The sequence below is a fragment of the Pyrinomonas sp. genome (assembly GCF_040289685.1).
In the GTDB taxonomy this organism is placed as follows: domain Bacteria; phylum Acidobacteriota; class Blastocatellia; order Pyrinomonadales; family Pyrinomonadaceae; genus Pyrinomonas.
Genome location: NZ_PSLQ01000005.1, coordinates 74,552 through 86,435, shown reverse-complemented (window position 1 = coordinate 86,435; position 11,884 = coordinate 74,552). Strand labels below are relative to the sequence as shown.

Here is an 11,884-nt window from a genome sequence, read left to right as displayed (position 1 = left end):
GTGGCAAGCGAGCTTGGAGGATGAGTCGGACGGTTGATGATCGCGCTGCGGGTAGTGGGAATAGCGCGTCAACCACGCCACAGCGCGCAGCCGGGAGCCGCCGACGCCGGGAATGGGTGGTTCGGCAACCACGGTCGCTTTTGTTCGTCGCTATTGGAAGATGCGGTTGCTTTTCATTGCGACCGAAAGGCACGCAAGCTTCGGGGTCGTGGCTGCCACTCAATGAAGCACAGCAATGGCTTTGTGCGGGTAACGGAGGCAAACAAGAGGCAACGCAAGCGCAGGCGTCATCGGTTGCGTAACATTGCGTAACGTCAGGTCATGTAGATGCCCCCAAAGGAAGTTCGGTCGTATGGGTTCCGTGTGGCGAGCTTATCCGCTGTGCAAGGGATGATTGAAAGAAGACGGACTCAACGAACGAGCCGAGAAAGAGGGGGCGAAGTAGCTTTGTCGGTCGACTTTCGAGTGAAGCTTAAAAGATGAAGAATGTAGCCAAGACCAACTCAGCATTGAGTTGGTCCAGCGACTTTCAAGCGAAGCTTCAAAGATGTGCCAAGGAGGTAGAGCATGGGAACCGAAAGGATCAACAATCAATTCCCGACTCAAATCGGTTCAACGCGCGCCGAGATGTGGCGGCAGCGCACGAGGGCGGAGAGCAAATTTGACAACACGATCCCGCGAAGCCGTTTCACAACGCAATCGGAGCGATCACGCGCGCTGCATGGAACGGGCGAACGTACCGAGAGCGATGAAGAGAGGCTTCGTCAGCGAACCATCGAAGAATTGAAAACCTTGGTGCAAGCGATTCAAAGCGGCATCACCGACCCATGGCAGTTGACCGATTTGATCTTCTACGCGCGCCACCCAGAGATGCGCGGCATCTCGCTAACGGAAGAGAACCGCGCGTTGCTCGATGAATGGAACCAAATCAGCGCGCTGCTCGTTCACCCGACGCTCAACGAAGTGAGCGATATTCTCGGATTGGACCTAAGCAAAAACGAGATAAGTTCATCGCGGGAGTTCGCAACGGCTTTTGAACGCGCTTTTGGTGATAGCACCGGACCTCTTCCGGGCGGGCATGTAGATCGCTTCGACGATGTCATCGTTCACGCTGTCGAATGGTGTCCCGGACTATCGCCGGCGATCTTGAAGAGCCTTCTGGCCCAAGAATCGAATTTCAATCCGAAAGTCATCAACCAGTGGGGTTACGCTGGCATCGCGCAGTTCGGACGCGAGGCCGCACGCGAAGTCGGCTTGCGTGTGGGTCTGGCCGGAAGCCCGATGGACGAGCGTTTGGATCCATACAAGGCGATCCCGGCGGCAGCCAAATTGCTCAACCTCAAAGCGCAAAGGCTCGGCCAGATCGCCTTCTCACGTTACGGACAGCCGAACGGCACGGAGTTTTGGAAGTTCGTTTTGGCGGCCTACAACGGCGGTGAAGGGACGGTCGCGCTCGCTATGGGCCATGCATACAGACGCGGTTTATGTCTGGCCCGCGAAAAAGGGTTGGTCGGCGCCGATGCCGTGCGATTTGCGCGTCAATACGCTTCGAAGTGGGAGAACGTCGTCGCCGGAGGACTCAGTTCTCCGCTCGGACTGGCCGTGGCGCGCTATTTCCCTCAACTCATTGAAATGAAGTACCGCGAGATCAGCAGCTATCCGACGGCCATCATCGCACGGGCCATTGGTGCCAAGGGATAGAGGCGAAAAGCGCATGTGCGCGATAAAAACGACCGCGCAAAGACCGTTTGCCATGGGACCGGGTAGCGAGTTGAAAATTCGAGAGCGATCGGGTCGGCAGCGGCCACTTTCACCGTCAACACCGGGAAGAGGGCTGAAACTGATAAGGAAGCGATGACGCGAACAAACGGGGAGAAGCGCAGATGAGCGATGTCAAGATTACTTCGGGAGACCGGCACATCGGGCCTGATGAGGCGCGTGATCCTCATGCATCCGCCAACAGCGGCGCAAACACACCATCAAAACCCGGTCACGATCCGAACTCCACTGCCCACTCTAACCGACCGGACAATCGCCACATCGGCCCACCGCAAGCAGAGCGCGGCGCGAAACATTCGCCCCCAGATCAAATCAAACGCGGCGCAGCAATGGACCCGCGGCACATTCCCGAGCCGAATGCGCGCGTCGCCGAACTCAAGGTGCTGGGCGATTACAAGAAGCACCAGACTCTTTCGCATCCGTCACAAAGACAATCGAAAAGTCCGTCCTCGGCTGAATCGAGCCACACCGGTGCGCGCCTTGGCACGAGCGTCGAAGTGCCAATCGGAGAGCGATCGGTTTCGGTCCGTGCAAACGTCGGCGGCGCGTCGAACACCGCGGCATCCAATTCCAATGCTGATCGGCAAGAAACGCGCCTAACCTCACAGGGACAAACCGCAGTCGAAGCGTCAAAAGGAACTTCCAGTCGCCCACAAACGACCGCTACAGAAGAAAAGCGGCGAAGCCAGCCAGAAAGAAGCGGGAAGACAACGGCGGCGCCCGATGAACGCTCGTCCGGCGAACGATTGAGCAGAGCTTCCAAGGGTTCAGGACGAACCGATCAACCCCCATTTGAAGAAGCCCCACGGGAAACGGCGCGCGCGCATGGAAAACATCACCGCGAAACCAGCATCAACCTCAGCGCGAACTCAGATGCGTCGCTCAACTCCACCCAATTGCGCGTTAGAAAACAGACAGACAGCGGCGCTGCCCCGACGCAAGAAATGGCTGATCCCATTGAGCAGTTCTTGGCGATTCTGGGCAGCGCGAAAGGAACAAAACGAGCGGCACGTGGAGCGGAACAACTGTTTTCATCCCTGCTGAAAGAGACGTTTGCATCGGACCAGCACGAACGCCTCACATCGCCGACGCTTCGCGCGGCTCTAGATGAGTTCACGCAAGCTGTTGCCCGGCTTTCGGGAAGAAACGATGGCGGAAGACAAGCGTTGGCCGAAGCGGTTGATCGCTTCTTGCAAGCCGTACAATTGGACAAATACCTGCAACGCGCCGGAAGAGCGAGCAGCGAAGCGGTCCGTCAAGCAGAAGCGAACATCGCCCGCGCGCTTTACGCTTCCAATTCAGAGCTTGCGCGTCGGGCAACGCAACAACTCCCTTACGCTGGGGAGATGAGCGGACTTTTGCTGGAAAGGCTGCGTCCGACCGTAGCGGAGGCGTTGCGCGATCTACGTGCTGGCCTGTTTTTGCCTGCGCAAGAGGCTCGTGGGCCTTTCATCTTAAACGAGCGTGCGCGCGTCGTTACCGAGTTGATGGAGCTGGCGCGTGCGCTTGATGGTATTGAGCGGCTGGCGCGTGCGCTCGAAAGATTCGAAGGACAGATCTCACAAGAGGCGAATCAAACGACAGGGATGCGCCCACTCTTGATTGAAGGCGATGGAGAAGCGAGTCGCAGTCTCGCGCCGTCGCTGGCGTTGGAGTTCGCCGGTCTTGCGCCTGAAGCTAGAGCCGAACTTGAATCCCTGCTTTCCCTTCTCTCGCAAGCTCTGCCCGGTCGCGCCGGGCGCAACGGCACTTTTCACTTCATCGTTGCTGCGGATGGCATGCTCGTTGATCCGCAAGGCCGCTTCTTGGCGCTGCGCGACACAGGCACGCCGCTTAAATTAAACCAACTGTTGCTTTTCGTCACCGCTCAGGGAACGCTCGAAGGGCCGGCGGAACCGATGACGTCGCGTCCGGCGCCGCTTTTGCTCTACGGACTCGACGCGCTTTACTCGATGATCGGCTTCGACGGACGCACGCTGGCCGCTCCACACTTCGCCGCAATTCACACCAACATTGAAGGCGCGAGACCTGAATGGGTCTTCGGACACGAAGAACTGAGCGAAGGGTGGCTGCGCGCGATCATCGAACGATTGAAGGACTCGGCCAACGTGCAACACAATGCGCTCGGCGAAATGCTTGAAGAAGCGCTGGCCGATGGCAGATTCCACTTGATTTTAATCAACGGTTCGCCTGCGGAAGAGTCGTACCATGTCGGCGCTTTCTTCCCCGGAGCACAAGCGCGCATAGCGGCTTGAGCAGCGCGATTCGATTTGACGCGCAGTTGAACGAAAATCCCACGAGTTTGAGGCGCACCACCGCACCTCGACCAAAATTTTTTCGGGCTAACAGCGCCGCCGCGACCGTTTTCATTCAGGTTGTGATGCCGGAAACTTTTCCATATACGTCGGGCAACTACGACCAGCGCTCGTTACAGCACGAACGACGCATGATCGCTGTTTATCGTCAACAAGCGCTCCGCGGCGAGGCGCTTCAACCCCTGGCCAACGCTTGCTGGCGCGCCGCAAGCTTCGAATGGGTGTTATATGGCGACCGTCAAACTGTGCGCCAACTTTGGGCCGAAGGGGCGCGCGCATTGGCTTTGGGCTTCAGCAAAAGAGGCGCGACTTTCGATCCGAGTCCAGATCAATACATCCTCTGTCTTCATCTGGCGCTTGCCGCCAGCGGTGAGCGCGACGCGCTCGCGCAGGCGTTGCGCCTTGCGCCTAATCTACGTGATGGAGCGCTGCGCAACGCACAAGCCTTTCGCCATTCGCGCACCCATTTTCATCTCGCTGAAGCATATGCGTTGACGATCTCGTCCGTCGTCGCCCGCCGGGCGTACGAAGCTCGCTTGGCCCTGTCTTCTGCGGAAGCGGCTTTGGCGACCGATCAAAGCGATTGGTGGGAAGGTCAGTATCCGAGTCCGCTCGAAGCCGCTTGGCATAGAAGCGAACACTTGGCCGTGTGTGAAGCGGTCCGCCTCATGGCACGCGCTCTTGCCGACCAAGGTGCGCCGCCGACGCCGTTTGACCGACATGAGTGGGGAGAAGAGCTAGCGCGCACGATGGATCGCGCGCTCGAGAGCCTGCTCGCTTTCGTCCAATCTTCTCCCAATCACCATCCGAAACTCTACGTCTGGCTGCCCGGCATCGCGCTCTGCAATCTCGCTACGCAGGCGGACCTCGCCATGGAATGGCTCGCCACGCGCAGCGAATTACCGAGTTATCAGCGCCTACCGCTGCCGCTGCTCACCTTAAGCGAGCAGCAATGATGAGAGGCTGAGCGTTCCGGCAAACGCTCGAAAACCCGCCTTGCGCGCCAGTTTCACATCGGACGTCGAGTTCGCGCCGCATTGCGCTTCGCCCAAACCTGCGTTCACCACGCGCTGACTACACATCGGACTCGAGTTCGCGCCCCCGCCATGACTCGCCGACCGTTGGCCGCTGGTGCTATCATCGGGCGCGCGTAAATCTTTCACGCGATCGAGACGCTTAATGAGAACGGTGAGCTTGTTGCGTCGCACAGCGCTCCTTTTGTTCGTCGTCTGGACGGTGGTGTCGGTGGTGACGCTGTTGATCGAACTCGTGCCGGGCGATCCAGCCTACGCCATCCTGGGCGATCAAGCGCGCCCCGAACAGATCGCGCAGTTCAGACAAAAGCACGGACTGGACCGCCCAGCCTTTTTCTTCTCGCTCGCCCGCGCTCAAGATGGGCAACTGCGCTTTGTCTGGCACGGGGCGCAGAACCGTTACGTGGAATATTGGAGCGGGCTGTTGCGCGGCGACATGGGGCTGTCGTTTCGCACCGATCGTCCGGTGAGCGAACTCATCCTGCAACGCTATCCGGCAACCGTCGAACTCGCCATTGCGGCGCTTTTGGTCGCCGTTGCCATCTCTATCCCGCTAGGCGTCGCGGCGGGAAGCCGTCGCGGGACGTGGATCGACAATCTGCTCTCGGTCGTCGCGCTCGTCGGCATCAGTCTGCCGAGCTTCGTCATCGGCCCATTGCTCATCTACATCTTCGCCGTCAAGCTCGGCTGGCTTGCGCCGTCGGGCCGCTTCGACTGGACCGATATCATCCTTCCGGCAGTGACGCTGGGCGCAGCGCTGGCGGCTTTTCTGACGCGCATGGTGCGCTCCTCCGTCATCGAGGAGATGACGCAAGATTACGTCCGCACGGCGCGCGCCAAGGGTCTGAGCGAACGGGTCGTCCTTTACAAACACGTCCTGAAGAACGGACTGATTCCGGTCGTCACCGTGCTCGGACTACAACTCGGCGTACTGCTTGCTGGCGCCATCATCACCGAAAAGATCTTCAACTGGCCCGGCCTCGGTCTGCTCTTGGTCGAAGAGGGCATCAACAAACGCGATTACCGCGTCGTGCAAGGTTGCGTACTGGTCATCAGCATCACGTACATCTTCGCCAACACCGTCACCGACATGCTCTATCGCGTGCTCGATCCGCGCATCAGAATCAGGTGAGCGAACGATGAATCGTCTGGCAAAGATCGGACTCGCCATCATCTTCGCGCTGACGATCGCCGCGCTGTTTGCGCCGTGGATCGCCACGCATGACGTCGGTGCGACTGACCTTTCGGCACGTTATCTGCCGCCATCGGCGACGCACTACTTCGGCACCGATGCGACGGGGCGTGACATCTTCTCGCGCGTCATCTATGGAGCGCGCATCTCGCTGCGCGTCGGCGTTACGGTGGTGGCGATATCGTCTCTCGTCGGAGTCGTCATCGGCGCGCTTGCCGGTTACTACGGCGGATGGATAGATCGTCTCATCGCCGGTTACCTTTTCAACGTCTTTCTCGCTTTTCCCGGATTGTTGCTGGCCATCGCCATGGTCGCTTTTCTCGGCGCTGGAATAAACAAACTGATCCTCGCGCTGGCGATCATCGGGTGGGTCGGGTACGCGCGCGTCATGCGCGCACAAGTATTGAAGGTGCGTGAATTAGATTTCGTACAGGCCGCGCGCGCGCTTGGTGCGAGCGACCTGCGCATCCTGCTCTTTCACGTCCTTCCGAATTCCATTCAACCGCTCATCGTGCAAGCCACTTTGGGAATGGCGGGGGCCGTGCTATCGGAAGCCTCGCTCTCCTTTCTCGGCCTCGGCGTGCCGCCGCCGTCACCATCATGGGGCGTGATGCTCGAAGAGGCGCGCGACTTGGCGACGCTGCAGATGGCACCGCACGCGCTCATCTTCCCTGGCGCAGCCATCGCTTTGACCGTGCTCGCCTTCAACTTCGTCGGCGATGGACTGCGCGAAAGGCTCGACCCGCGCCAACGCGCGCGCTAGATGTGAACGTGGAAGCCGCAGTGCAAATCACGGAGATGGCGAGCGAAGCGGCGCAAGATGCGCCGCGACGAGCCGCCATCGTGGCTGAAAACTTACACAAAACCTATCCGGTTCCGCTCGCGCGCCTTGGTCGTCTCCTGCGACGCCCGTTGCGCGAGCCGGTCGAAGCCCTGCGCGGCGTGTCGTTCGCCGTCGCAGAGGGCGAGATCTTCGGTCTGATCGGCAGAAACGGCGCTGGCAAAACGACCCTCGTCAAGATCATCGCGACGTTGGTTCAACCGACCGCTGGGCGCGTGCTGGTCCACGGTTACGACAGCGTGCGCGATGAAGTGCGCGTGCGCGCGCTGGTCGGGTTATCAACGGCTGAAGAAAGAAGTTTCTACTGGCGTTTGACGGTGGAGCAGAACATGCTCTTCTTCGCGCGGCTCTACGGTCTATCGGACGCGACGGCCCGACAGCGCGTCTGCGACTTGCTGGACCAATTCGAACTCTCCGCTCAAGCTCGTCGCCGCTTCGCCGAACTCTCCACCGGCAATCGGCAAAGACTGGCCGTCGCCCGCGCGATGCTTAATTCGCCGCCCGTGCTGTTGCTCGATGAACCGACGCGCTCGCTCGATCCGGTCGCTGCCGCCTCAATGCGCGCCGTCATCTCTCGCGCGGCGCGCACCGAACGGACGACCATTCTGCTTACGTCGCACAACCTGCATGAGATCGAAGAGCTTTGCGCGCGCGTCGCCATCATCAGCCGAGGCCGCCTCGTCGCGCTCGATGCGCCGCAAACACTGCGCGCACGTCACCGACAGACCGAGCGCGTGCACCTCGTTTTGCGAAGCATCTCCCGTACCGACGCGCTACGGTTGATCTCTCAGCTCGACATCGCAGCCGAAGGAGCGGAACGAAATGGCCTCGTCGAACTGAGCTTTCTGCGCGCGCCGGAAGACGAACTGCTCGATGCAGCGCTGCGCGCCCTTCAATCCAAAGGCGCGACGGTGCTCGATTGTCGGACGGAACGAGCGACATTGCTTGATGTGCTGGAAAGCTACGAACGCGATCAAATGCCCTCGCATGATGAACGCGAAACCGAAGCCGCTTCGCCAGTTTGATTGCAGAGCGCTTAAAAGCGTTCGCAAAGCGCTGATCGTTCAACGGTGACGGACGCACATGACCGACACCTCCTTGAGGGGAAAAACCGAAGGAACCGAATCGGGAGAAAACACGGATGAAAGCTTTGATCTTGTTGCTCCGCCGCGTGCGCGCTTTCGTCATACGTGACTTCCAGTTGACCGTCAGCTATCGCGTGGATTTCGCTCTGCGCGTGCTCTCGGTTCTGCTGGTCGTCACTACGCTCTTCTTCATCGCGCAGATCTTCGGCGGACAGAGCGCGACGCCGCTGGCCGCCTGGCACGATCCGCTGGCAGCGTGGATCACCGGTTTAGCCGTGCTCAACTATTTTATGACCGGCTTTTCGAGTCTCGCCAATGCTGTGCGCGCCGAACAGGCGCAAGGGACGCTTGAAAGCCTGCTGATGACGCCGATCAACATCCCGACGCTGGTGATCGCCAGTTCGGCATGGGACTTCGTGCAAGCGACCTTCTTCTCATCGCTTTACATCTTCTTCGGCTGGTTTCTCTTCGGCGTCCGCTTTCGCGGCAGCTTTATGCTCGCCCTTGCCTTTTTGATTCTGACGACGATGGTGCTCGCTTCCATCGGCATCCTTTCGGCCAGTTTCGCCATGGTCTTCAAACGAGGCGATCCGTTCAGCGTCTTTCTCGGCGCTGGCTCGGCCCTCTTCTCCGGCGTCTTCTTCCCGACGGAGTTCCTAGGGGACTTTCGCGCCGTGTCGCGCGTTCTCCCACCCACGTATGGACTTGAAGGCATACGCCGCGTGCTAATCGAAGGCAGATCGTTCGCAGAGGTGCGCGATCCTTTCCTTGCTCTCTGTGCTTTTCTCAGCGTGCTCCTCCCATTCTCTTTGTGGGTCTTCTCACGCGCCATCGCGCGCGCAAAACGCGAAGGGAGTCTCGTCCAGTACTGAACGACGCGACGCAGCGAAGAAGGATCGTCGGAAGCGCCGATTCATCTTTTCATCCGTCGCGCCTCTCTTTGCGAGGGGCATACGCAACGCTCTTTCGCGCGCCCGCCGAATTCGTCTTTTCACTCTTTCGTAACCGAACGCGCTTGGCATCACACGACAAGCTGCGTGATTTGAAAGCAGCGCCCGCCGAGTGCTAGACTTAAAGTTTGCTTTAGAAGTCTATTTCAGCTCGATCACACTGAAGGTTATGCAAGCTCTCATTCTCGCAGGCGGCAAAGGGACTCGTTTGCGTCCCTTGACTGTGCACACGCCGAAACCGATCGTTCCCATCTGCAATCGACCGTTTCTGCTCTATCAGATTGAGATGTTGCGTCGAGCCGGGATCACCGATATCACGCTGTCGCTCTCATATCAACCGCAGAAGATCGAGCAATTGCTCGGTGACGGCTCGGCCTTCGGCGTCAAGCTCCGTTATACGGTCGAACCGCAACCGATGGGCACTGCGGGCGCTTTCAAGTTCGCTGAAGATCTCATCCGCGAACAAACGGTTGTGCTCAACGGCGACATCTTGACGGATCTCGATTTAGCCGCCGTCATCCGCCAGCACAACGAACGCCAAGCGTTGGCGACCATCGTCTTGACGCCAGTGGACAACCCGAGTTCATACGGGGTTGTGGAGACGGATGAAGAAGGGCGCGTGCTTCGTTTCATCGAGAAACCGAACATCGACGAGGTCAGCGTCAACACGATCAACGCCGGAACCTACGTGCTGGAGCCGCGCGTCCTCGACCTCATTCCGACGGGCGAGAACTACTCTTTCGAGTACGGTCTGTTTCCGGATCTTTTGCGCCGCAACGAACCCTTCTACGCGCACATCCCGCAAAACACCTACTGGCTCGACATCGGCACGCCCGCACGCTACTGGCAAGCCCACGACGATCTGTTGAACGACCGCGTCGGAAGGATGCGCATCAGCGAGAGACGCGGCAAGTTCGAAGCGACCAACGCTGAGATCGACGAGCGTTCGATCATCGCCGACGACTGCGTGCTCAAGTCCGGTGTCGAAATCATCAACTCCGTGCTCGGACAAGGCTGTTACATCGAAGAGAAGGCGCGCATTGAGAACTCCGTCATCTGGCCGCACACGCGCGTCAGCACGGGAGCGCACCTTTCGGGCGCCATCGTCGGGCGCGGCTGTCACATCGGGCGCTTCGCTCAAGTCGGGCGCGGCGCCGTGCTCGGCGACAAGACGTCGCTCGCCGATTACACGCAAACGGGAGGTCAACTGTGAGCAGCAGAACAGAACGCGCAACGATCCGTTTCGGAACGGATGGCTGGCGCGCCGTGATCGCCGGCGACTTCACCTTCGCCAACGTCGCGCGCGTCGCCCAAGCATACGCCGACTACCTGCTCGAACAAACGCGCAACGAAGAGCTGCCGACCAGTCCCGAGCCGCGCGTCATCGTCGGTTACGACCGGCGCTTCTTGTCAGAGCATTTCGCCCTCCTGACGGCGGAAGTTCTCTCTGGCAACCGAATCGATGCGTTGCTCTTCGAGCAAGACATGCCGACGCCCGTCATCTCATGGACCGTGCGCGATCGTCGCGCACACGGCGGCGTGGTCATCACCGCTTCGCATAATCCGCCAGAGTTCAACGGCTTCAAGATCAAAGCCCCGTGGGGCGGGAGCGCGACGCCGGAGGTGACTTCGGCGGTGGAAGCGCTCGTCGATCGCCACGAACCGCAGCGTGAAGAGCATCGCCCACACGGGCAAGAAGAGCTAGCGCAAGCCGTCGCCAACTATCGCGTGCAAGTCGAAAGCTACGTTGATCTGGACCGACTGCGAGCCTTGCGCGCGCGCGTCATCGTCGATCCGATGCATGGCACGGGCGCGCGTTGGGTTGAGAGCTTCCTGCGCGGCGGCGCGCTCGAAGTCGAAACGATCCGTCCGAATCGCGATCCGCTGTTCGGTGGCGTCAACCCCGAACCAATCGATCAAAATCTCGGCCCGCTCAAAGAGCGCGTCACACAAACCGGCGCGCTCGTCGGACTGGCCACCGACGGCGACGCCGATCGCGTCGGCGCCGTCAACGAACTGGGCCAGACGATGACCATGCACGAGGTCGTGCCGCTGGTCCTTTTGCACTTGGCGCGCCATCGCCGTATGACGGGCGGAGTCGTCCGCACCTTCTCGCAGTCCGTCCTTCTGAAGCGCATTGCCGACGCTCATGGCCTCAAACTATACGACACGCCTATCGGGTTTAAGTACATCGCTGATCTGATGTTGCGCGAAGACATATTGCTCGGCGCAGAGGAATCAGGCGGCATTGGCGTCAAAGGGCATATCCCTGAACGCGATGGCATTCTGAACTCGCTCCTCTTTCTCGAAGCGATCGCGACCGCTGGCAAGCCGCCTTCAGAGATGGTACGCGATCTGCACCGCGAGTTCGGCGAGTTCTACTTCGGACGCCGCGATCTACACATGGAAGTTTCGCGCGGCAAGGCGCTGGTCGCTGAACTCGCTGAGAAGACGCCGACAGAAATCGCCGGCTACAAGGTGGCTTCGATCTCTACAATGGATGGGACGAAGCTCATCTTCGATGACGAATCGTGGCTTCTCTTCCGACAATCCGGGACGGAACCGGTGCTGCGCATATATGCCGAAGCGACCTCGATCGAAAAGATGAATGCACTGCTCGACGAAGGCTGCGCCATCGCGCAGGGGCCGCGCGCCGTCAAAGCTTAACTCATGCCGCATCCAAACGCG

At 59.7% G+C, this 11,884-nt stretch carries 9 protein-coding genes; all 9 read left to right on the top strand.

The genetic code is table 11. From position 1 onward, the window contains the following. Positions 1-567 precede the first annotated feature (567 nt). Positions 568-1,701 (top strand): transglycosylase SLT domain-containing protein, encoded by a 1,134-nt coding sequence (locus C4334_RS02600; protein ID WP_352430521.1) that lies wholly within the window; start codon positions 568-570, stop codon positions 1,699-1,701. 1,022 nt (positions 1,702-2,723) lie between these two features. Continuing rightward, positions 2,724-4,034 (top strand): hypothetical protein, encoded by a 1,311-nt coding sequence (locus tag C4334_RS02595; RefSeq protein WP_352430520.1) that lies wholly within the window; start codon positions 2,724-2,726, stop codon positions 4,032-4,034. 125 nt (positions 4,035-4,159) lie between these two features. Next, entirely contained in the window at positions 4,160-5,050 is an 891-nt protein-coding gene (locus C4334_RS02590; RefSeq protein ID WP_352430519.1) for a hypothetical protein, read from the top strand. 223 nt (positions 5,051-5,273) lie between these two features. Next, entirely contained in the window at positions 5,274-6,260 is a 987-nt protein-coding gene (locus C4334_RS02585; RefSeq protein WP_352430518.1) for an ABC transporter permease, read from the top strand. Between the two features lie 7 nt (positions 6,261-6,267). Beyond that, a complete protein-coding gene (locus C4334_RS02580) occupies positions 6,268-7,083 on the top strand; it encodes an ABC transporter permease (protein WP_352430517.1) in 816 nt (271 codons plus the stop codon). A gap of 8 nt (positions 7,084-7,091) precedes the next feature. Then, the gene (locus C4334_RS02575) at positions 7,092-8,186 is read left to right on the top strand and encodes an ABC transporter ATP-binding protein (protein WP_352430516.1); all 1,095 of its coding nucleotides are present in this window, start codon (positions 7,092-7,094) and stop codon (positions 8,184-8,186) included. 116 nt (positions 8,187-8,302) lie between these two features. Then, positions 8,303-9,118 carry an ABC transporter permease gene (locus C4334_RS02570; protein WP_352430515.1) on the top strand — a complete coding sequence of 272 codons (816 nt, stop codon included), beginning with the start codon at positions 8,303-8,305 and terminating at the stop codon, positions 9,116-9,118. Between the two features lie 247 nt (positions 9,119-9,365). Beyond that, on the top strand, positions 9,366-10,409 hold the full coding sequence (locus tag C4334_RS02565; RefSeq protein ID WP_352430514.1) for a nucleotidyltransferase family protein: 1,044 nt from the start codon (positions 9,366-9,368) through the stop codon (positions 10,407-10,409). Continuing rightward, a complete protein-coding gene (locus C4334_RS02560; protein WP_352430513.1) occupies positions 10,406-11,863 on the top strand; it encodes a phosphoglucomutase/phosphomannomutase family protein in 1,458 nt (485 codons plus the stop codon). The genes C4334_RS02565 and C4334_RS02560 overlap by 4 nt, the downstream gene beginning before the upstream one ends. Positions 11,864-11,884: the final 21 nt, after the last annotated feature.

Bases quoted from the DNA above. Each gene is read 5' to 3' on its own strand.
- C4334_RS02590 (WP_352430519.1), top strand. From the start codon at position 4,160: ATGCCGGAAACTTTTCCATATACGTCGGGCAACTACGACCAGCGCTCG.
- C4334_RS02580 (WP_352430517.1), top strand. From the start codon at position 6,268: ATGAATCGTCTGGCAAAGATCGGACTCGCCATCATCTTCGCGCTGACG.
- C4334_RS02585 (WP_352430518.1), top strand. From the start codon at position 5,274: ATGAGAACGGTGAGCTTGTTGCGTCGCACAGCGCTCCTTTTGTTCGTC.
- C4334_RS02600 (WP_352430521.1), top strand. From the start codon at position 568: ATGGGAACCGAAAGGATCAACAATCAATTCCCGACTCAAATCGGTTCA.
- C4334_RS02565 (WP_352430514.1), top strand. From the start codon at position 9,366: ATGCAAGCTCTCATTCTCGCAGGCGGCAAAGGGACTCGTTTGCGTCCC.
- C4334_RS02595 (WP_352430520.1), top strand. From the start codon at position 2,724: ATGGCTGATCCCATTGAGCAGTTCTTGGCGATTCTGGGCAGCGCGAAA.
- C4334_RS02570 (WP_352430515.1), top strand. From the start codon at position 8,303: ATGAAAGCTTTGATCTTGTTGCTCCGCCGCGTGCGCGCTTTCGTCATA.